The sequence below is a fragment of the Hominimerdicola alba 8 genome, from assembly GCF_000178155.2.
Classification (GTDB): domain Bacteria; phylum Bacillota; class Clostridia; order Oscillospirales; family Ruminococcaceae; genus Hominimerdicola; species Hominimerdicola alba_C.
This window is the reverse complement of record NZ_ADKM02000040.1, coordinates 65,564-86,242: the sequence shown is the minus strand read 5'-3', so window position 1 is coordinate 86,242 and position 20,679 is coordinate 65,564. Positions and strand designations below refer to the sequence as shown.

At 49.4% G+C, this 20,679-nt stretch carries 19 protein-coding genes; 11 read left to right on the top strand and 8 right to left on the bottom strand.

Translation table 11 applies throughout. The features are described from left to right. The first annotated feature begins 260 nt into the window (after positions 1–260). From nadC to thrB, 6 genes are all read left to right on the top strand, one after another. Positions 261–1,100: a carboxylating nicotinate-nucleotide diphosphorylase gene (gene nadC, locus CUS_RS03835; RefSeq protein WP_002847644.1), complete on the top strand. Its 840-nt coding sequence runs from the start codon at positions 261–263 to the stop codon at positions 1,098–1,100. 75 nt (positions 1,101–1,175) lie between these two features. Next, positions 1,176–2,024, top strand: coding sequence for an aldose 1-epimerase family protein (locus tag CUS_RS03830; protein WP_002847626.1), 849 nt, complete (start codon positions 1,176–1,178; stop codon positions 2,022–2,024). Beyond that, positions 2,024–2,497, top strand: a complete 474-nt coding sequence (gene dtd, locus CUS_RS03825; RefSeq protein WP_002847610.1) for a D-aminoacyl-tRNA deacylase — start codon at positions 2,024–2,026, stop codon at positions 2,495–2,497. The genes CUS_RS03830 and dtd overlap by 1 nt, the downstream gene beginning before the upstream one ends. Before the next feature lie 391 nt (positions 2,498–2,888). Next, positions 2,889–3,578 (top strand): histidine phosphatase family protein, encoded by a 690-nt coding sequence (locus CUS_RS03820; RefSeq protein WP_002847602.1) that lies wholly within the window; start codon positions 2,889–2,891, stop codon positions 3,576–3,578. 257 nt (positions 3,579–3,835) lie between these two features. After that, positions 3,836–4,453 carry a TIGR04100 family radical SAM protein gene (locus tag CUS_RS03815; RefSeq protein ID WP_002847608.1) on the top strand — a complete coding sequence of 206 codons (618 nt, stop codon included), beginning with the start codon at positions 3,836–3,838 and terminating at the stop codon, positions 4,451–4,453. A gap of 25 nt (positions 4,454–4,478) precedes the next feature. Next, on the top strand, positions 4,479–5,372 hold the full coding sequence (gene thrB, locus CUS_RS03810; RefSeq protein WP_002847587.1) for a homoserine kinase: 894 nt from the start codon (positions 4,479–4,481) through the stop codon (positions 5,370–5,372). A 66-nt stretch (positions 5,373–5,438) separates the two neighbouring features. Here thrB and CUS_RS03805 read toward each other — a convergent pair whose 3' ends face one another. The 6 genes from CUS_RS03805 to CUS_RS03785 all read right to left on the bottom strand — a co-directional run bounded on the left by CUS_RS03805 (position 5,439) and on the right by CUS_RS03785 (position 11,022). Further along, positions 5,439–5,873 (bottom strand): chemotaxis protein CheW, encoded by a 435-nt coding sequence (locus tag CUS_RS03805; RefSeq protein ID WP_002847603.1) that lies wholly within the window; start codon positions 5,871–5,873, stop codon positions 5,439–5,441. Next, positions 5,866–8,271 carry an ATP-binding protein gene (locus CUS_RS03800; RefSeq protein ID WP_002847596.1) on the bottom strand — a complete coding sequence of 802 codons (2,406 nt, stop codon included), beginning with the start codon at positions 8,269–8,271 and terminating at the stop codon, positions 5,866–5,868. The genes CUS_RS03805 and CUS_RS03800 overlap by 8 nt, the downstream gene beginning before the upstream one ends. A 22-nt stretch (positions 8,272–8,293) precedes the next feature. Then, positions 8,294–8,686 carry a hypothetical protein gene (locus CUS_RS03795; protein ID WP_002847622.1) on the bottom strand — a complete coding sequence of 131 codons (393 nt, stop codon included), beginning with the start codon at positions 8,684–8,686 and terminating at the stop codon, positions 8,294–8,296. 3 nt (positions 8,687–8,689) lie between these two features. After that, positions 8,690–8,983, bottom strand: a complete 294-nt coding sequence (locus CUS_RS03790) for a hypothetical protein (protein ID WP_002847580.1) — start codon at positions 8,981–8,983, stop codon at positions 8,690–8,692. 145 nt (positions 8,984–9,128) lie between these two features. After that, positions 9,129–9,266 carry a hypothetical protein gene (locus tag CUS_RS19725; RefSeq protein WP_002847569.1) on the bottom strand — a complete coding sequence of 46 codons (138 nt, stop codon included), beginning with the start codon at positions 9,264–9,266 and terminating at the stop codon, positions 9,129–9,131. A 277-nt stretch (positions 9,267–9,543) separates the two neighbouring features. Continuing rightward, entirely contained in the window at positions 9,544–11,022 is a 1,479-nt protein-coding gene (locus CUS_RS03785) for an NPXTG-anchored protein (protein WP_002847568.1), read from the bottom strand. Between the two features lie 449 nt (positions 11,023–11,471). Here CUS_RS03785 and CUS_RS03780 point away from each other — a divergent pair, with 449 nt between their 5' ends. Both CUS_RS03780 and CUS_RS20715 read left to right on the top strand, forming a co-directional pair. Continuing rightward, entirely contained in the window at positions 11,472–12,953 is a 1,482-nt protein-coding gene (locus CUS_RS03780; RefSeq protein ID WP_002847599.1) for an FMN-binding protein, read from the top strand. Positions 12,954–13,253: 300 nt separating this feature from the next. Continuing rightward, positions 13,254–14,834 carry an aldo/keto reductase gene (locus CUS_RS20715; RefSeq protein WP_002847628.1) on the top strand — a complete coding sequence of 527 codons (1,581 nt, stop codon included), beginning with the start codon at positions 13,254–13,256 and terminating at the stop codon, positions 14,832–14,834. Between the two features lie 265 nt (positions 14,835–15,099). Here the strand turns inward: CUS_RS20715 and CUS_RS03765 are convergent, their stop codons facing one another. Together CUS_RS03765 and CUS_RS03760 are read right to left on the bottom strand one after the other, a co-directional pair. Continuing rightward, a complete protein-coding gene (locus tag CUS_RS03765; RefSeq protein ID WP_002847589.1) occupies positions 15,100–16,029 on the bottom strand; it encodes a LysR family transcriptional regulator in 930 nt (309 codons plus the stop codon). Positions 16,030–16,094: 65 nt separating this feature from the next. Further along, on the bottom strand, positions 16,095–16,997 hold the full coding sequence (locus CUS_RS03760) for a homoserine O-succinyltransferase (protein WP_002847611.1): 903 nt from the start codon (positions 16,995–16,997) through the stop codon (positions 16,095–16,097). 760 nt (positions 16,998–17,757) lie between these two features. On the opposite strand from CUS_RS03760, the gene CUS_RS03755 reads away from it, so the two are divergent. The 3 genes from CUS_RS03755 to CUS_RS03745 are packed head-to-tail and all read left to right on the top strand — an operon-like array spanning position 17,758 to position 20,668. After that, positions 17,758–18,816 (top strand): ABC transporter substrate-binding protein, encoded by a 1,059-nt coding sequence (locus tag CUS_RS03755; RefSeq protein WP_100084527.1) that lies wholly within the window; start codon positions 17,758–17,760, stop codon positions 18,814–18,816. Next, positions 18,813–19,892 (top strand): ABC transporter permease, encoded by a 1,080-nt coding sequence (locus CUS_RS03750; RefSeq protein ID WP_002847563.1) that lies wholly within the window; start codon positions 18,813–18,815, stop codon positions 19,890–19,892. The genes CUS_RS03755 and CUS_RS03750 overlap by 4 nt, the downstream gene beginning before the upstream one ends. Beyond that, positions 19,889–20,668 carry an ABC transporter ATP-binding protein gene (locus tag CUS_RS03745; protein WP_002847633.1) on the top strand — a complete coding sequence of 260 codons (780 nt, stop codon included), beginning with the start codon at positions 19,889–19,891 and terminating at the stop codon, positions 20,666–20,668. Before CUS_RS03750 ends, CUS_RS03745 begins: the two co-directional genes overlap by 4 nt. Positions 20,669–20,679 lie beyond the last annotated feature (11 nt).

Below are 20,679 nucleotides of genomic sequence, written 5' to 3'. Positions count from 1 at the left end.
CAACAAATGTAGGAGGCTTGCTCACGCCGTTTGACCCGCACAAACACGCGGGAAAGCATTCCCAGAACCATAAATTCAAACCAATAATGAGGGCGAAACGAAACTATAATGCCTGCCAAAGAGCGACCCTCGGCGCGTTATCGCGAGAATGAACAAAACGACCCGTAGGGGCGTTTTGCGAATGAAGCGATAACCCTTCCGCCGAGGCTGAGCGTGGGGGTATGGGGGCGAGTCAGCCCCCATTTAGAATAGGAGTTAATATGAGATTGATGCAATTCCAGATAGATGATATAATCAAGACTGCTTTGCTTGAGGATATAAATTATATTGATGTGACCACCGATCTGCTGGTGGACGAGGAAGCTGTCAGCAGTGCAAGGTATGTTTCCAAGGACGAGGGCGTGCTTTGCGGTATAGATGTGGCTATGAGAGTTTTCACTCTGCTTGATGAGCGCGTGAAGTGCCGCGTTTTCATACATGACGGTGAAATGGTGCAGAAAGGCGATATAATCGCTGAGATAACAGGTCCGACAAGGGCGCTGTTAAAGGGCGAAAGGACTGCGCTGAACCTCGTTCAGCACATGTCGGGCATCGCAACTGCCACAAACAAGTGTGTACAGCTTATCGCAGGCACTAAGGCAAGCGTTGCCGACACCAGAAAAACTCTGCCCGGACTGAGGGCTATACAGAAGTATGCCGTTACTGTCGGCGGGGGAAGAAATCACAGATACAATCTGTCAGACTGTGCCATGCTGAAAGACACTCACCTTGATGCTTACGGCAGTATGACAGGTGCAGTCAATGCACTGAGGGAGAAGATGGGTCACACGGTAAAGATAGAAGTCGAAGCCGCCGATCTTGATATGCTGAAAGAAGCGCTTGACTTGGGCGTTGAGATAATCATGCTCGATAACATGTCCTGCGAGGAGATGGCTGAGGCTGTAAAGATCACTGACGGCAGGGCACTGCTGGAAGCATCGGGCAATGTCACCGAAAGCACCATCAGGGCGATAGCCGAAACAGGTGTGGATATAATCTCGCTGGGTGCGCTGACACATTCGGTAAAAGCGTTCGATATCTCAATGAAAATGGTGAAATAACACTGCTTTCTGACACAGAAAATAACAGACCTGCCCCTGCCCGACAGCGGGGGCTATATATTTTAAGGAGGATATATGCTATATTCGGTAAGTTCTGGCAATATAGAGTTTTCGGCAGATACTTTCGGGGCTGAACTGCATTCGATAAGGTTTGAGGGCAGAGAATATCTCTGGCAGTGCGGCGATGCTTGGAAGAGATACGCGCCTGTGCTGTTCCCGTTCGTATGTTCGCCCGCAGACAGGTCTTACAGGGCTGACGGCAAAGACTACAAGATGAAAGCAAATCACGGTTTTGCCCGCGATATGGAGTTTGAGTTTGCAGGTGCGCAGGCTGACAGCATCGAGTTTATACTGCGCGACAGCGAGGAAACTCTAACGCAGTACCCATATAACTTTGAACTGACTGTGCGCTACACCGCTCTGCCAAACGGTGTAAAGGTCGAAAATATCGTGAAGAATACAGGCGAAAAGACAATGTATTTCTATCTCGGCGGACACCCTGCGTTCAACTGCCCGCTGGCTGATGGCGAGAAATTTGAGGACTACGACATAGTTTATCAGCAGAACGAACATATAGCCGATCCCGCAGGGAATGTTCTTGCAGAGAACGGCAATACCCTTGCGGTGACACGTTCGCTGTTTGATAATGATGCAATAATGATAGACAAGCCCAATTCAAAGGCTGTAACGCTGAAAAGCAGAAAGTCCGAGAGGGCTGTGACAGTGAAGTTCCCGCAGTCTGACTGCATAGCCGTATGGTCGCCCACAGGTGATGACAGGGCATCTTTCGTGTGCCTTGAACCCTGGACATCGGTGCCTGTTTACGCCGATGACGAATATCCCGACATCGAGAAAAAGCCCCACGCTGTAAAACTGGAAGCAGGCAAGGTGTTCAGTTACGCCTACGAAATAGAGGTGCGCTGATGAAAGCACTGGTACAGGTGGTGAACTTTGCGCGGGTAGAAGTTGAGGGCAAGACAGTCGGTGAGATAGGCAAGGGTTTCCTGATACTTCTGGGCGTGGGTCACGGTGATACAGAAGCCGACTGTGAAAAGCTGGCAGACAAGCTGTCCAAACTGCGCATTTTCGCTGATGAGAACGGCAAGACGAACCTTTCGGTCAACGATGTGGGCGGCGATTTCCTGTGTGTCAGCCAGTTCACTCTTTATGCTGACTGTCACAAGGGCAACCGACCGTCTTTCACCAACGCGGGTGAACCAAAGCGTTCCAACGAACTTTATGAGCATTTCTGCGAACTCTGTGCCGACAAGATAAACGGCAAAGTCGAGCGCGGCATCTTCGGTGCAGATATGAAAGTCACACTGGAGAACAACGGACCGTTCACGGTAATGCTTGAATGCGTTAACGGAGAAGTTTTGGGAATTCATAATTCATAATTCATAATTTTTGACAGGCATTACGGATCTGATTTTTATCGGATAATTTTGTGCAGGACGGGGGCTTGCTCCCGCCGTTTGAACCGCACTGCCTTGCGGGGGCGGGGGCGGCAATTCGTGACCGTTGGCATGGGCGGAATTTAAGGTGGGGGCACTCCACCCTATATAGATGCTTGTCACACGGGGGACGTTTCTCCCCCAAAAAATCAAAACCGAATAATGAGGGCAAAACAAAGCCTTGAAACATGCCAAAGAGCGACCCGCGCCGCGTTATCGCGGGAGAGAGCAAAACGACCCGTATGGGCGTTTTGTGAACGAAGCGATAACCATTCCCGGCACGGCGGAGCGTGGGGGCATGGGGGGTGTGCCCCCATTTAGAATAGGATCTAACATGAGAATACTGATAATCAGACACGGTGAACCCGATTATGCTAAGGACTGCCTTACCGATAAGGGTATCGAACAGGCGGCGATATTGGCTGAAAGGCTCGCTGATGAGGACATAACTGCGTTTTACACTTCTCCGATGGGCAGGGCAAGAGAAACCTGCGCGGCAACGTTGAAAAAGTTCGCAGACAAGCAGGCTGAGGTCTGTGACTGGCTTCACGAATTTGACCTTATGTGGGAAAATCCCGACAGCCATAAAAAGGAAATGACTTGGGACGTTCCGCCCGACTGCTGGACGGAGATACCCGAGATGTTCGACAAGGAAGGCTGGTACAAGCACCCTGCCATGTCTGCCGCAGGTATGGGCGGGCGGATACAGTCTGTTGATGAGGGCGTAGACAAACTGCTTGAAAAGTATGGTCTTGTGCGCGAGGGCAGGCATTACAGAGTGGTGAAAAAGTGCGGCGATACCATCGCACTGTTCTGCCATTTCGGGGCGATGTGCGCCGTTACCGCGCACCTGCTGAACATCTCGCCAATGATAATGTGGCAGGGCTTCAACGCCGATTTCACTGCGGTCACAGAACTCTGCACCGATGACCGCTATGGCAGGTCGGCTAACTTCCGTGTCTGCCTGTGGAATGACAATCACCACCTCGCTGACTTTGAAAGAGGTCAGCTGAGCGCGAAATAAGACGATAAACGGGTCGTTAAGCGCGGCTCGTTTTTTGTGCAAAAATCATCTTGGAATATCAGCGGCAGTGTGCTATAATAGGTATTAAAAGACGAACGCTGTCCCGAAAAGCGTTTGACAAAAAATGTATCCCGATTTGGTTGTGTATTGTTCCCCCGCCGAAGGCGGGGGAACAATACGAAAGAACAGCCATTTTGTATCACCAGCAATACACATCAAAATTGGGAGAAAAATGTTTCCCAAATGGAGGAATTAAAATGAAAAAGACAGCTATGACCATTTCTTATGAACTTTGGGGCAAGCTATACCTGAATATCACCAATAAGTGCCCATGTGCATGCACTTTCTGCCTGCGCCAGAATGATGACGGCGCTTACGGTTCTGACCCGCTGTGGCTGGAACATCAGCCCACGCTTGAAGAGGTGCTGGCAAACCTGAAAACACGCGACCTCTCTTCTTATGAAGAGATAATCTTCTGCGGCTACGGTGAGCCTACCAGCGAACTGGACATACTGCTTGAAACAGCAAAGTATATCCGATCGGTGTGCGATACCCCCATCAGGCTCAACACCAACGGTCTTGCAAACCTCATACACGGCAGAAAGACCGAACCTGATTTCAAGGGTCTGATAGATACCGTTTCCATCAGCCTGAATGCTTCCGAGAGTGAGGCTTACATGGCTATCACGCGCCCGAAGTGGAAGGATAAGGACTGTTTCGCTGAATTGCTGAGTTTTGCGAAAGACATGAAACAGTATGTTCCCAACGTGGTGCTTACTGTGGTAGATGTCATCGGTGAAGAGGAGATAGCAAAGTCGCAGAAAGTTGCTGACAGTGTGGGCGTTAAGCTGAGAGTACGTCCGCTGGAATCTTGATACCCAAAAGGAATGAGGAAGTAAAATGTACAGAATACAGATACCCGCTACATCGGCAAATCTTGGTGCAGGCTTTGATGCGCTGGGTCTGGCGCTGACTTACTATAACTATGTCGAGATGGAGGAGTGTGACAGGCTTGATATAGCTTCTGCTGACGACATCGAAGTACCCTGTGACGAGCGCAATCTCATCTATCTTTCGGCAAAAGATCTTTACGCGGTATGCGGCAGAAAGCTGGAGGGTCTTAAACTCAGGCAGACAAACAATATCCCGATGGCAAGAGGTCTTGGTTCGTCCTCAGCCTGCATAATCGCAGGACTGGTGGGCGCTAACAAAATGCTGGGCGACCCGCTTACCAAAGATGACCTCGTTGACCTAGCCGCACAGATAGAGGGTCACCCCGACAACACCGCACCCGCACTGCTGGGCGGCATAGTTACTGCGGTGTTTGACGGCAGAAAGGTACACTGGGTAAAGCAGGAGGTCTACACTAAGCTGAAATTCGTGGCTATGATACCTGATTTTGAACTTAAGACCGAAGAAGCCCGCGCATGTCTGCCAAAAGAGGTCAGCCATAAGGACGCCGTGTACAACCTGTCAAGGGCGGCACTGTTCTCGGCATCACTGCTTACAGGCAAGTTCGAGAACCTGCGCACTGCGGTACACGATAAACTACACCAGCCCTACAGAATGGAACTGATACCGGGCTGCCGCGAGGTCTTTGACATAGCTTACACTCACGGCGCATACGCAGGTTACATAAGCGGCGCAGGTCCTACTGTTATGGCGATAGTCGATGAAGAGAACAAGTTCTTTGCGGGCAAGATGAAATTCTCGCTTGATAATGCCGGTCTTGGCGGCTGGCAGGTAAAGGAACTTGCCATCGATAACGAGGGTACGCTGATAACCGACGTATAGAACGCACAGTCATATCATAAACATAAAAGCAGTCACTCCCTGTCACGGGAAATGACTGCTTTTTTCTTATGTCCTCGCCAGAACATCAGGGTCAAGTATCGATATGCGCGGCTTGCCCTCGCGTATCACAAAGCCCCTCACCGATCCGTTGTCAACGGGCGAACGGGCTATGTTGTCGGGTGTGACAGTTTCAACATCGCACACCCTGTCTACTGCTATGCCGCACTGCATCGTGTTTATCTCAATGACTATCACACAGCTTCTGCTGTCATAAGGCGCTTCTTCCATACCAAGCCGCAGACGCAGGTCAAGCACAGGCACAGCCTTGCCGCGATGGTTCATAAGCCCCCGCACGAATGGCGGTGCTGTGGGTATTGCGGTTATCACGGGCATCTCGATTATGTCTGATACATCTAATATGTAAAATCCGTAATGCTCTTCACCCGCAGTAAAGGTCAACAGCTGACCGCCGTTTTCGATAAGTTCGTTTACATCAGCCATTTTGCGCCTCCTCTCCAAGCTCGCCGCCCAGAAGCGAGAGCATGTCAAGTATTATGGTCATACTGCCGTCGCCCAGTATCGAACAGCCTGCAAGTCCCGCTTCTTTAAGGTGCAGACCGTCCAGCAGCGGCGAAAAAGGCTTGACTACCACCTGCTGGTCGCACACTATCCTGTCTGCCAGCAAAACGGCTTCATACTGACCCTCGCGGCAGTACATGCAGATGCCGTCTGCGGGTTCGGTGATGTCGGTGTCTATCTGTAGTTTCTCACCCAGCCTTATCAGCGGGAAACACCTGTCCCTGAGATACACGAATTCGTTGCCGTCAGGGTCGGTTATAAGGCTTTCTGCCTTGCAGGAAAAGGCTTCCCTGATGGAAGATGCAGGTATCGAGATGCTTGATGCCCCTACCTCGACACTCAGCACATCGAGTATCGAAAGCGAAAGCGGTATCCTTATGGTGAAACTGCTGCCCTTGCCAAGCACCGAGTTTACTATCAGCTTGCCGCCCACTTTTTCGATGTTCTGCTTGACAACGTCCATGCCGACACCTCTGCCGCTGTACTGAGTGACCTGTTCGTTGGTGGAAAATCCCGCCGCCACCACGAAATTGAATATCTCCTTTTCGGTGTACTCGCTTTCGGGCTTTGTCAGCATACCGTTCTTTTTGGCTTTTGCCAGTATTTTCGCCGCGTCCATTCCCGCACCGTTGTCCTTGCAGGATATTACCACTTCGTTCGACTCGTACCCCGCACTCAGCGTAACGGTCGGCGGATTTGTCTTGCCTGCCGCAAGGCGCTCTTCGGGCGTTTCTATGCCGTGATCCACCGCATTCCTGACAATGTGCATCAGCGGGTCGCCCAGCATGTCAACTATAGACTTGTCAACTTCCGTGTCCTCACCGCGAAATACCAGCGTGGCGTTCTTTTTCAGCGTGTTGTTCATGTCACGCACCACGCGGTTCATCTTCTGGAAAGCTGTTGAAACAGGCACCATTCGCAGACTCATCACAACGTCCTGCAATTCATCGGTCAGCTTTTTCAGTTCACGCGAGGACTTGTTGAACCTGTCCAGCCGCGTTTCCAGCCCGCGCAGGTCGGGTGAAGATGTCACTGCGCTTTCGGTAATTACTATCTCCGAAACCAGATCAAGCAGTCTGTCCAGCTTTTCCAGCTTGACGGTCAGCAGACTCTGCTCCTTTTTAGGTGCTTTCGCCGCAGTTTTTTTCGGCTCTGCGGGCTTTTTTTCTGCCTGACCGACCTCCTGTTTTTCTTCCTGCGGCGCAGGTTCAGCAGGCTTTTGCGGAACGGCAGGCTTTTTCACAGGCAGCGCGCTCTCCACATTTATGCCGCTGTCCAGCAGTCTTTCCACCGCGTTTGTATCATCTGTTATCAGCTTTATGTACAGACCGTTCTTCGCTATCTCGTCATCGGCGCTGTCAGCATCTAAGTCTGCGGGTACAGTTCGGCAGACCTCCGCAAACGCGCCCAGCTTTCTCAGCAGTACCATAGCCCTTGCCGACGGCATAGCACAGCTTTCGCTGTACATCACCCGATATGTCAGCAGACTGTCGGGGTCATCGGGCAGAAAGACTCCGTCGGGTATCACCAATTCCTGCTTTGCAGGTGCGGCAGAAGTCTGAGCTTTCAGCATTTCGGGGGTGAACAGCTCGAAGTTCTCCACATTCATGCCCGCTGCCAGCACCCTTTCCACTGCCGCCCTGTCATCGGTCACCAGCTTGATGAAAAGACCTGCCGCCTTTATTTTTCCGTCTGCACCGTCATCGTCCATGTCGGGCGGTATGGTGCGGCAGACTTCTGCCACAGCCCCCAGCTTTCTGAAAAGCACTATCGCCCTTGCAGAGGGCATCTCACAGCTGTCAGAATATGTCAGCCTGTAGGTCAGCATATCGGGCGGTTCGTTTTCATCAAAAATATCCGCAGGCAGAGCATTATCCTCCTGACCCGACTTTTCAGCTTCGCCCTTGAAATATGCCGCCAGCACATGTATATCGTTTATCAGCCCCGAAAAATCCGTCAGCGGTTTGTCCTCATCGGTGAGGTCTTCAAGTTCGCCTTTCAGCGCATCGCTGCTCTTGTAAAGCAGGTCAAAAAGTGCTGATTTGTCGGTCTGCACGTAAGTTTTCTCACGGATTATGTAGAACATATCCTCCATCGCATGGGCAAGTGCAGACATGTTCTGCAAGCCCATCATAGCCGCCGAACCCTTTATAGTGTGCATCGTTCGGAATATCTCGGCTATGTCGCTCTCTTCGATAAGTGATATATCTTCCGCCTGTTCAGCGCGCATAAGTATCTCATCGAGATTTTCCAGCAGTTCGCCTGTTTCAAACAAAAATGTATCGAGCATGCCCTCCATGCTCTCGTCAAATTTTGGCATATTTCTCACCGCCTGTATCTGTTCAGATAGAATTTAACCATTCCTCAAAGAATTTTCTCTGCGCTTCGCTGTCGGGGAAGCTGTCGGGCTCTTTTTCCTCAAATATCCACACTCTGTCAGAAAGCGTGGGCTTTTCGCCCTTCCTCACAAGGTATACCATATCACTGCCTGCCATCATGCCCGACTGCCCCGCGTTAAGCATCGCGCCCGCACAGCACAGCCCGAAGCCCTTTTCTAGCAGACTGTCCCTCAGCTTGCCGAAAGCTGTGAAATAGTCATCGTCTTCGCCTGTCAGCGTTTTGCCGCCAATATCTATGCGCAGTACCGTTACCCCGTCTGCATAGTCCTCTTCGATGACCGCATCTGTATATACATTATCAGCAAGCCTTTTCAGTCTTACATTTATCTCTTCCATATCTTACCTCACAACAAGCCTTTCATCAACCTCGAACCTGTATCTGCCCTCGCTGTCCTCAACATCATCGGGAAATTCGGTGTCTATCACACAGAAGCCGTCCCTTTCACCGACCACCGCGCACCTTATGACACCCTCTCGCGGAACTGTCATATCAGTGTCATCGCGTGCAAATATCGGCAGTTTATCGGAGAAAACATGCTTTTCGCCGTATCTGTCGGTAAACTCTGCCGATGCAAAGCGAGGGTAGCCGCCTGTATCGGTGATCTCGGTAATGGTGACTTTAACTTCTGCCATATCATCACTCCGTTCAGCTATAGAAACATTATACCATATATAATACCTGACAATCAACCCTGTGCGAACTGCTTTTTCATGAAATATGATCGTCCCGTGTGACAAGCCATGCAAACAGACCGACCGCACCCAAAAGCGCAGTCGGTCATCGCGGTGCAGTTCGAGGTATTACTGCTGATACCGTAAAACAGCGGTTCGTTACCGTCTTGTCACCGACACACATAGTCTTGCCGCACATGACCTGAATGCCTGCCGATATCCTTTTTCGTTTATCATATCTCACACGAAAAGTATATCCCGCATCAGCGAACGCTCCTTGATGATGGTTTGCGTTAATAACATTATAACATATTTTTCACAGCATTTTCAACAGTCTGAAAGCCATTCAGCCAAAAAAAGCATACGAAATCAAGCAGATATTTTCGTGCATATCGCCCAAACTCATCTGTCTGCCCTGCATTTTGTCATGTAATATCATTGCCATATAAAAACGGCACCGCCCCATCGGGACAGTGCCGTTTACTATAATTTTGAGAGGCGGGCATAATGCTCGAATAACATTAGTTCTTCTTTCTTCTGGATGCCAGTACTGCACCGCCGAGAATTGCTGCTGCACCCATGATACCGCCTGCTGCCGAACCTGTGGTCGGGTTGGAGGTGGACTTTGTTGCTGCCTGAGATGAAGCCTTTGAAGAAGATGAGCTTGCAGCCGAAGAGGTCTTGGAAGATGTGCTGCTTGATGCTGCCGATGAAGCAGAACTGTCAGCAACAGAGCTTTCGGATTCGCTGTCTTCTACGTTTTCAGATGCGTTGTATACTACCTTTATGCTCCTGATGTAGTAGTTATCGCATGTGAAATCAACTGTGTACTCAGTGCCGTCTGTCAGTTCACCAAAGTTGGTAACTGCGCCTGTGCTGTCGGTCACACTGCCCTTTTCGATGGATACCCTTGTGCCGTTGACATCAACATATTCCATATCGAAACCGTCCCTGTTGTTCACGGTAACGGGAGTGATGTAGCTGTACTCAGCATTTCTGCCGCCTGTGGTGAAGTATACCCTTGCCTTTACATTCTGTGCATCTGCGGGCAGACCGTTTATGTCAAGACCCTTTTCATTTCTGAACTTGCCTGTAACTTCGCCTGTGTAGACCTCTGAAACATCAACATCAACGTTGTAGTCGTAAACATAGTTCTCGTATGCAGGTACCGAAGTGTCAGCAACATCTGCGTCCTTTACCGAGCAGTAGTAGCGAATACCTGTTATCTTCTTGCCGTCAAGACCTTCTGTAGCATCTATGTTCCATGCTATCTGGTTGAAAGACCATATCTGGTCAAGGTGATAAAGACCCTTAGTGGTGCCGTCCTCAGCAGTTATCACCATAGCGTTGATTATCTTGTCAGATGCTTCCTCAGCTTCGCCTATCTCAAGCTGAACATCGCCCCAGTGAGTGCCGTAGGAAGCGCTCACATCAATGCTCTTGCTGCTTGCGGAATCGCTGCCCGCCTTGAAGCTGCTGCCGTCAAGTTCAAGATAGTTTGCAGGTGCGCTGTCCAGTACATAGTAGGAATATGCAGGTGCTTCGGAAAGTGCCTGATAGCCGTTGAGTACGGTGGAATTTGTCGAGCCGTGACCCATAGTAGCCACAGTTACAGAAGACTCATCGGTTATCTCGCTGCCGCCCAGTGCCTTTACAGCGTCAATGCTGTCTACCTTGACTGCCCAGATAACGCCCTGTACCTTAGAACCGTTGTCCTTGCCGACTGCCGCAACACTGCCGTCCTCAGCTGTGCCTGCGGTAACGCCCGAATGATAAGCGCCGCCTGTCTTGCCATAATTGCCTGTTTTGTTGGTGGCAGATGTTATAGCGTCAACATCACCTATCTCGGAATTTTCAGCCGAATAGAACTGGCTGTAGGGGATATTCATAAGAACATAGCCGCTGAAATCGTCACTTGCCGCCGCAGAAGCCGATACAGAGAACATGCCCGAAACTATGCCCAGTGCTGTAACTGATGCCATTAACTTTTTGTATTTCATAGAAATACTCCTTTCGGTATAATATTGATCCATACTCAAACACCGCGACCGTTGTGACGGTGTTTATTTACTTCTCTCTTGGTTAGTTAGTCTAAACTGACTGCATCGTATAGTATATCATATTACTATGAAATAGTCAAACGTTGTTTTTTACGAACTTAATTGGCGTTAGTGGCATCTAATTTGTAATATTGACGAATGCCCGCTAAGTTAACTATAGCTAACATGGCGAATTTAAACTTTTCGTAAAATAATATAATCTATGATTGACAAATTTTTTGCATTAAAGTATAATAGTTCAATGGTTAGTTATAGCAATCCGCCTTAAAATTCAGACAAAATCCAGTCACAAAATCCATAGATCAGAGCTTTTGCGACTGGATTTTGTGAATTTAAATAGTTGGATTGCTATAAATATAACATCAAAGACGGATAGTGAGGTAGAGAATATGTTATTCCTGATAGCGTTTGCTGTCGCGGTGCTGTTTTCGGTGCTGTGTGCGGGTGCTTTGAAGAAAGTGCCAGCGGCGTTCTATGTGGGCGCTGCACTGGTATCGGCACTGATGGTGGTGCTGGCACAACAGCCTGTGGAAAATGTCATACTGCGCAAGTATGTCATCGGGCTGTTTTCAAGAGGTGCGCTGGCGGGCGCACTGTGGGTGGTCGTTATGGGCATGCGCGTACTGCCCGACGGCAGTAAGGCGATAAAACGGCTGATGCCCATAAGGGGCGAACTTTCGATATTTGCGGCGACAGTCACACTGTCACACATATCGGTCTATGGGCTTTCGTACATAAAGCGGATGACCGACTCAAATATCAGCAAGACGACAGATTTTTTGCTGTCTTTTGCGGTGTGTGCGGCACTGGTGCTCATAATGGTACCGCTGACGGTCATATCTTTCAAGAAGATACGCAAAAAGATGAACGCGAAAAAATGGAAGAACATACAGCGGGCGGCGTATGTTTTCTATGCACTGATATATCTGCATATAATCATGCTGTTCATACCCAAAGCGCGGGCAGGCATGGAAGGTTATTTCCTGAGTTGTGTGGTATACACAGCGGTATTCGGGGCTTACCTGATACTTAGGGTAAGAAAGTGGTATGTGAAGAAAAAGTCCCCCGAAAGCAGAGCTTGGCTGAACATCGCAAGCACTGCCTGCGCAGTCCTGCTGACGGGCATAGTTGCTTTTTGCAGTTACGGCAAACCACAGAACAGGGTGAGGACGCGCGATGCTTCTGCAAGGAAAGCAGCTGTAAGGCGTGACCGTGATGTGACCACCACCGCTGACGATGACAGGGCGCGTGTAAGGCTCAGCGCAGGCGATGACAGCAGTTCATCGGCAGAAAGCAGTTCTTCGGTGAGCGGGAACAGCAGTTCCGAAAACGAAAGCGCATCGGAGAGCAGTTCTTCCAAAAAAGACAGTTCATCATCAAGCAAGAGCGACAGCAGTTCAAAAGACAGTTCTTCGGGCGATGAAAGTTCGCAGGTTCAGGAGCAGGAAGAACAGACCGAAGAAACAGTTGTGCAGGAGGAAGAGCAGGTGCAGTCTGAAGAACCTCAGCAGGAGGTCGAAGCCCCCGCTGAAACTCAGCCGCCCGAAACGGCTCCCCCCGAAACACAGCCCCCCGAAACAGCCCCGCCTGAGCCTGAGTATATCTACAACAACGGCACTTATGAAGATTCGGCTTTTGGCTATGACGGCTACATACACGTTACAGTTACTATCGAGAATGATATCATCACCGAGATATATGCCTACACCGATGAAGAGGAAACAGAGTATTTCGATTCGGCATACGAGATAATCGCGGGGGATATACTCTACTATCAAAGCTGTGATGTTGACGCAGTTTCGGGTGCGACTTTCAGTTCTAACGCCATAATGAAAGGCGTAAAGAAGTGCCTTGACCAGGCAAGAAAGTAACTGCTGACCTGCCGATACATCTGAAAACACATGCAAAGACCCCCGTCGGGCTGATAAAGCCTGCGGGGGTCTATTATAGCGATCCAACTTTTTAAATTCACAAGATCCGGTCGCAAAAGCTGGGATCTATGGGTTTTGTGACTGGATCTTGTCTGAATTTTAAGGCAGATTGCTATAATGCCTGTGCATCTTTTTTGGCTGTGCGTATTGACCTTTTGGTGCGGTTGTGATATAATCGATATATGGTTAGTTTCAGCTAATTGAAGACCATACAGAACAGGAAACGGGGGAACACTTAAAATGTGCGAAAAAAATATTTACAGAGCGATAGTCGGTACAAACTCATGGGGGAGCAAAACATACGGCAAAGTGCTGAGGGGAAGCAGTGTCAGCAAGGAAACTCTCAGACAGACGGTGGAAGAAGCAATGTCGCGCAGACTGGTAATTTTCGATACAGCGCAGGATTACGGTCTGGGCGAGGGTCAGCGCCTTATAGGTGAACTTTGCCCGAAAGATGCTATGATATCCTCAAAATACACACCGGGTACGAAGTATACAGCAGGGCAGGTAAGGCGTTCTTTCGAGAAAGACCTCAAAGACTTCGGGCGTGACTATGTTGACATCTACTGGCTTCATCTGCCAAACTGCATCGAGCAGAACCTTGCTGAGATGACAGCACTTTACAAAGAGGGCAAGGTCAGGAACATCGGCATATCAAATTTCACCCTTGAAGAGTGCAAACGCGCCAAAGCACTGCTCGATAAGGCGGGCGTGCCGCTTTTCGGTGTGCAGAACCATTACAGCATCATTGCCCGCGAGTGGGAACAGAACGGTCTTGTGGACTGGTGCAAGGCTAACGGTGTGCAGTTCTGGGCGTGGGCTGTGCTTGAAGAGGGTCTGCTGGTGCCGCCGAAAAAGGGCGGCAAAATGTCTGCGATGAAACTGTTTTATCTGCGCCGCCAGAGCAAACTTCTGCCGCTCTACAAGAAAATGTACATCATCGGCAGGCGGCATAATATCACGCCCGCACAGGTGGCTATGGCTTTCTGCACTTCAAAAGGCATCGTACCGATATGCGGCTGCCGCAAGCCATATCAGGTCACAGACCTTGACACTGCGGCAGATGTCACACTTTCGGAGCATGAGATAGAAGTCCTTGAACAGACTGCTGACAGCACAGGCGTGAAAATTCTGGGCGCTGACATGTTCAGGTTCGCGGTGAAGAAAGAGCGCATCACCGACAGTGCCTACAAACAGCTTACCCTCAGCGAGTTCACCAAAGCCGCTGAGGTCTATGAAACTGACAAGGCGGGCGTTTACAAAATGTGCAAGAAAGATTATCCCGATGTGCTGGCAGAACTTGAAAAAGAACCTTTCACCGACCTGCTGGACTGCGGCTGCGGCACTGCGCCCATGCTTACCCTGCTGCATGAAAAATACCCCGAAAAGCACTACACGGGCATCGACCTGACGCCGAAAATGATAGAAGTTGCAAAGTCCAAAAACATGGCGGGCGTTGAACTGGTGGTGGGCGACTGCGAAAATCTCCCGTTTGCTGAGGAGTCATTCGATGTGGTCATCTGCTGTCAGAGTTTTCACCACTACCCCAACGTGCAGGATTTCTTCAACAGCGTCTACCGCGTTCTGCGTCCTAACGGAAGACTGATACTGCGCGATATGACCGCCGAGAGTGACGGCGTGAGATGGTTCATGAACAACATCGAGATGCCTGTCATAAACCGCACAGGTCACGGCGATGTGCATGTATACGGCAGGGAAGAGGTGAAGAACCTCTGCGATAATGCAGGTCTTAAGCTGGAAAAATTTGAAAAGCGCGGCTTTTTCCGACTGCATGCAGTTGCAAGAAGACCCGAAAAATAGTTGCATTATAGTAAACAACATTAATTTCAGGACATTCAGCGCTCACAGTTCCGGCGAGCACTGAATGTAGAAATTATTATAAGAGAACGTGATTATCCCGCTGACACACCACAAAAACGGCGGTTTTACAAAACATAAGGTGGTTGGCGTATATCTTTTTGTTTACAGCATTTTCAGCCGGTGTGCTAAAGGGATAGTCATATAATAGAATGATAATGCCGTCGGATTTTGAGCCGACGGCATTTTTCTGTGCATATCAGATATATCAAGGGGTATTCGCGTTGACTTCAAGGCTCTTTTTTAACTCGCTTATGTACGTTTCACCTATCTCGCTCAGCTGACTGCTCTTCTTCCTGATAAAGCCGATCTCCATTACACTGTTGGGATTTTCACTGTCCTCGCGGAACGGCACTACTATGTAATCATTGCCGCTCAGTTCTTTGCACAGTATACCCGAACAGAGCGTGTAGCCGTCAAGCTGCTGCATCATCTCGCCCATAGTGGCGCGGTCGGTAGCCTTTATCATGCGCGGGTAGATGTTCTCGCTGAGTATCTCTTCGGCGTACAGATATCCGTCCCTGCCGTTCTGCTCAAATGAAAGGCAAGGGTAAGGTTCAAGCTGTTCAAGACTTATTGACGGTTCATTGGCAAGCGGGTGACCTTTCCACAGGTAGACATACGCTTTGCATCTCACCAGTTCCGTGAAGATAAGTTCGTTCTCTTCCAGCTGTTTCTCTATGGGCTTGCGGTTGAAGTTGGATATATACAGCACGCCTATCTCGCTCCTGAGGTCAGCAACATCGCGTATAACATCGAGCGTTTCTGTTTCGCGCACCGCGAATTCAAATTCAAGGGTGTTGTACTGCTTTACCGTCTGTATAAAAGCGCTCACCGCAAACGAATAATGCTGTGTCGATACACCGAATCGGCGCTTTTTCTCTTTGTTGATGTATTTTTCCTGTATCAGTTCGTACTGGCGGAAAAGCTGACCCGCATTCTGCAAAAAGCCCAGCCCCTCAGCAGACGGCACAGCTCCCTTGTGGGTGCGCATGAATATGCTGACACCCAGTTCCTTTTCAAGTTCCCTGACCGCACTTGTCAGCGTGGGCTGAGATATGCCCAGCTTTTCAGCCGCTTTGTTCATCGACCCGCTCTCAGATATGGTCAGTGCATAGTGTATCTGCTGAAGTGTCATGATAAATGCTCCTTTATCGTCATATATTTTCAGATATAAGGCTGTACCGCCGCCGCACTTTTTGGTCAGAACTGATATGGTGTTATCTGGTATACAAAGTAGTTCAGCCAGTTTGAGAACAGCAGACCCGATGCTGACAGCCATCTGCTGACAGGTTCTTTTTCGGGGTCGTCATCGGGGAAGTAGTTCTCCGGTATATCGGGCGAAAGTCCTGCATCTGTATCGCGTATATATTCCTCACCCAGACGGTAGAGGTCGTATTCGGGGTGACCGTTCACGAATATGTTGCTCCCGCCGTCGGATACTATGTAAACGCCTGCTTTTTCAGACTCAGCCAGTATGGTGAGTTCGGGCACATTTTCGATATCTTCACGCACCAGCCCCGTGTGCCTTGAATGCGGTGCATAAAAATGCCTGTCGATACCGCGCAGAAGTTCATTGGTCGGCTCGGTCACGATATGTTCGTATATGCCCGACAGCTTTTTCGCATAGTCGGTCTTTCTGACACCGTAATGGTAGTAAAGCCCCGCCTGCGCCGCCCAGCACAGGTGCAGTGTCGATGTGACATGCAGTCTTGACCATTCCAGTATCGAGGTCAGTTCGCCCCAGTAATCAACATCTTCAAATTCCAGCTTTTCAACAGGCGCACCTGTTATTATAAGTCCGTCGTAATACCTGTTTTCTATCTGATAAAAGGGAACATAGTTTTTCAGCAGATACGATGCGGGTGTGTTTTTGTACTTATGCGACACCAGCCTGATAAAATCGACTTCTATCTGCAAGGGTGAATTTGAGAGCAGTCTTAACAGCTGTTGTTCGGTGTTCTCCTTATCGGGCATGAGGTTCAGTATGGCTATTTTCAGTTCTCTTATATCCTGGTGAACAGCTCTTTCCTCAGTCATAGCGAAGATATTTTCTTTTTTCAGTTTTTCGATAACGGGAAGAGTATCTTTCAATCTTAATGGCATAATGCTTTCCTCCTTACTATGGGTCTTCAACTTGCGCTCCATACAATTCAGATATGATTAGTATGGATTATATGGAGTATACCACACTCCCGCCGAAAAGTCAATAGCCCCACAGGAATTTAATTCATAATTCATAATTCATAATTGTTGGCATGCACGCGAGAATGCCGTTTTAGCGAAAAGAAAGCGTGCGGTCAAGCGCTCGCAAACGACAGATCAAAGATTTGTCGTAGCAGGCTTTGCACATCAAACAATAAGAGCAAAGCAAAATTACCGCCCACAAGCGGCGGTAAACAACGGCGTGGCGGTGTAACACGGTGGGAAACGCACGAATCTTTCGCCCCTGTCAATAATTATGAATTGTGAATTATGAATTATGAATTAAAAAGCCGATTTAGCGTGCTAAACATTTCGGGATATCCGGCTTGCCATATCCCATGATTTATCAGAAGTAATAACAAAAATTTATAACCAAACGTAACGATGATAGCGTTGTCTTATACACCGCATGATATATGTTAAAAATCATTCCCCGCTTGCGGAAATATATCTAAAAAACGCCGTATCATCGGGGAATATAACGTTGTCACCGTTTGCGGGAAAAGCGTGTCAGCCGCGCTGTGAACAGTACATTTTCCTTGACCTAAAACCGCCGTGATAACTGCCGCGATGTACCTTTTGTGCGAACGTTGTCACCTTTTTTCGTTGACCTTTCGATGTTTTTCAGCTAAACTGGTAACATCTCAAATATCGAAAGGAAATGGTAAATATGAAGAAGAAAATATGTGCGATGATAATTGCGGCTGTTGCAGTGATGACATCATGTTCGGTAAGCGAAAGCAGTGACAGCGGCGCAAAGAAAGATACTTCCCCAAAAGCCGAAAAGACCGACTACAAATACGGCAGTATAGATATACCCGGCAAGGACGGCGCACTCTGCGGCGCACCGATATATGTGGCTTATGAGAACGGCTATTTCGCAGAGGAGGGCTTTGATGTCAACCTCATCTCCACCGACTTTGAAGCCCGCAAGATAGGGCTGAACAACGGCTCGATACCAATAGTGAACGGCGATTTCCAGTTCTTCCCCAGCATCGAGAACGGCATAAAAGTCAAGGTGGTCGATGGTCTGCATGAGGGCTGTATAAAGTTTGCAGTGCGCCCCGACTCCGATATAAGCACCGTTGAAGACTTAAAGGGCAAGAAGATAGGCGTTGACGAGATAGGCGGTACTCCTCATCAGGTGGCTTCGCTGTGGCTTGAAAATGCAGGTATCTCCGCTGACCCCGCTGACGGTGAAGTTTCTTTTCTCCCGTACTCTGACGGCAACCTAGAATTTGAAGCGCTTGCAAAAGGTGAAATTGATGTGGCGGCACTCTGGGACCCGCTCGGTTCGATACATGAAAAGGCAGGCGATGTGAAGATAATCTTCGACTTGGGCAAAGACCCCTATTTTGAGAACCACTTCTGCTGCTTCCTCTATGCGTCCGAAAAGGTGCTTGAAGAAGACCCCGAAAAGGTTGCGGCACTGCTTCGGGCTTACCGCAAGGCGCAGGAATGGATATACGCTAATCCCGAAGATGCGGTAGACCTGATAGTTGACGGCAAGTATGCTTCCATTGAGGACAGAGAACTGGCGGTAAACCTGATAAAAAGCTACGGCTACCCTGCGGCAGAAGAACATGACGAAAACTGGGACGCTCACGTTGAAGAAGATGTAAAGTACTTCGTGGACGGTCTTGCTAAGATAGGCTATCTTGAAAGTGACCCCGAACAGTTTGCGAAAGACATATATCAGAAAGTCGAGGTGGGTGAATGAACACAGCTACAGTAAAGTTGTCAGCCACCGTAAAGGAAAGCATCACCGACAAGCCCAAAGCGGCATGGAACTACAAAAACGGTGCCTATTTTCTGCTTAAAGCACTGCTGACCGTGTCAGGCTTCGTGATAGCTGTCGCGGTGAATATATTCTTCCCGCAGAAAGCGGCAGTGGAGATAAAAAACTATACTCTGAGCATTTTCGGGTTAAATATAGGACTTACGATGAACGACCTCTACCGCGCTTTGCTGGTGGGGCTGATACTGATATACACAGTTTCGGCAATACGGTCGCTTGCTGACAAGGATAAGCGCAAAAAATTCTGCAAGAATGCGGCTTTCAGATCTGCGCTGGGGCTTGCACTTGCAGTCTGGGATATAGGCGGCACTAAATTGCAGATATTCGCACAGCCGTTTTTCCCTGGTCCTGCACAGGTGGCAGAAGCGTACCTTGCTGACGGCGAATATGTTTTGCAGAACACCCTCTACTCGCTAAGACTTTACAGTGCGGGATTTTCATGCGGCGTACTTCTGGGTGTGGGTACAGGAATACTCATCGGCTGGTTCCCGAAAGTTTACTACTGGGTGTACCCTGTGCTGAAGATAACGGGCGTTGTGCCTGCGGTAGCGTGGATGCCTTTTGCACTGACACTTCTGCCGAACTCTTTTACGGCGGCAGTGTTCCTGATAGTTATATGTGCATGGTTCCAGATAGCTTTTCTGACGGCGCAGGGCATACAGTCTACACCGAAACAGAACTATGAAGCCGCACGCATACTGGGCAGTGACCCCGTTGACCTTATCTTCCATGTGGCTGTGCCCCATGCTATGCCCGATATATTCACAGGCATAACATCGGCAAACGCTATGGCTTTCACCACCCTTGTCATGAGCGAGATGCTGGGTCAGCCGGGCGGACTGGGCTACTACATCAACCAGTCAAAAGTATGGAGCGCTTATTACAAAGTGCTGGCGGCGATAGTCATAATGGCGGTGCTGTTCTCGCTGATAAACCACATCATCGGGCGAATACAGAAGCACACTCTGCGCTGGCAGGAGGGGGTAGTCAAAAAATGAGCAGCAGTATAAATATCTCTCAGGTAGACCGCATCTACACCGACACTGACGGCAGAACGGTGCAGGCGCTCAAAAACGTTGACCTTGATATAAAAGCCGGCGAGTTTATCTCGCTGATAGGACCGTCAGGCTGTGGCAAGACCACACTTCTGCGGCTGATAGCGGGGCTTGACAAGCCGCAGGCGGGTCAGCTTTCGATTGACGGCAGAAAGATAACCGGAGTTGACCCCGAACGCGGCTACGTTTTCCAGCAGGGCAGTCTTTTTCCCTGGCTGGATATCGGGCATAATATCGCTTACGGTCTGCGGGCGAGAGGTCAGCTGAAACAGAAGAAAGCAAAAGTCGGTGAATATATCTCTATGGTGGGGCTTGACGGATTTGAGAAAAGCTATCCCCACCAGATATCGGGCGGCATGGCACAGCGCGTGGCGATAGCGAGGGCGCTGATAAACGAACCTAAAGCACTGCTTCTTGATGAACCGATGGGTGCGCTCGATTCTTTCACCCGCGCCGACTTGCAGGACAAACTGCTGGAACTCTGGAAAGAGAACGGCACTACAATGATACTTGTGACCCACGATATCGATGAAGCCATATACCTCAGTGACCGCATAGTGATAATGACTCCGCGACCCGGCAAGATAAGCCGTGTCATCGAAGTTGACCTGCCGCGCCCAAGACATCGCGGCGGCATTGAATTTCTGGCTATGCGCAAGGAGATACTGGAACTATTCGAGCTGGCGCAGGCACAGCCTCAGCCCGAATACAACATCTGACAAGGAGAAGG

Coding starts and splice junctions, on each gene's coding strand:
- nadC (WP_002847644.1), top strand. CDS start 261: ATGAGATTGATGCAATTCCAGATAGATGATATAATCAAGACTGCTTTG.
- CUS_RS03830 (WP_002847626.1), top strand. CDS start 1,176: ATGCTATATTCGGTAAGTTCTGGCAATATAGAGTTTTCGGCAGATACT.
- dtd (WP_002847610.1), top strand. CDS start 2,024: ATGAAAGCACTGGTACAGGTGGTGAACTTTGCGCGGGTAGAAGTTGAG.
- CUS_RS03820 (WP_002847602.1), top strand. CDS start 2,889: ATGAGAATACTGATAATCAGACACGGTGAACCCGATTATGCTAAGGAC.
- CUS_RS03815 (WP_002847608.1), top strand. CDS start 3,836: ATGAAAAAGACAGCTATGACCATTTCTTATGAACTTTGGGGCAAGCTA.
- thrB (WP_002847587.1), top strand. CDS start 4,479: ATGTACAGAATACAGATACCCGCTACATCGGCAAATCTTGGTGCAGGC.
- CUS_RS03805 (WP_002847603.1), bottom strand. CDS start 5,873: ATGGCTGATGTAAACGAACTTATCGAAAACGGCGGTCAGCTGTTGACC.
- CUS_RS03800 (WP_002847596.1), bottom strand. CDS start 8,271: ATGCCAAAATTTGACGAGAGCATGGAGGGCATGCTCGATACATTTTTG.
- CUS_RS03795 (WP_002847622.1), bottom strand. CDS start 8,686: ATGGAAGAGATAAATGTAAGACTGAAAAGGCTTGCTGATAATGTATAT.
- CUS_RS03790 (WP_002847580.1), bottom strand. CDS start 8,983: ATGGCAGAAGTTAAAGTCACCATTACCGAGATCACCGATACAGGCGGC.
- CUS_RS03785 (WP_002847568.1), bottom strand. CDS start 11,022: ATGAAATACAAAAAGTTAATGGCATCAGTTACAGCACTGGGCATAGTT.
- CUS_RS03780 (WP_002847599.1), top strand. CDS start 11,472: ATGTTATTCCTGATAGCGTTTGCTGTCGCGGTGCTGTTTTCGGTGCTG.
- CUS_RS20715 (WP_002847628.1), top strand. CDS start 13,254: ATGTGCGAAAAAAATATTTACAGAGCGATAGTCGGTACAAACTCATGG.
- CUS_RS03765 (WP_002847589.1), bottom strand. CDS start 16,029: ATGACACTTCAGCAGATACACTATGCACTGACCATATCTGAGAGCGGG.
- CUS_RS03760 (WP_002847611.1), bottom strand. CDS start 16,997: ATGCCATTAAGATTGAAAGATACTCTTCCCGTTATCGAAAAACTGAAA.
- CUS_RS03755 (WP_100084527.1), top strand. CDS start 17,758: ATGGTAAATATGAAGAAGAAAATATGTGCGATGATAATTGCGGCTGTT.
- CUS_RS03750 (WP_002847563.1), top strand. CDS start 18,813: ATGAACACAGCTACAGTAAAGTTGTCAGCCACCGTAAAGGAAAGCATC.
- CUS_RS03745 (WP_002847633.1), top strand. CDS start 19,889: ATGAGCAGCAGTATAAATATCTCTCAGGTAGACCGCATCTACACCGAC.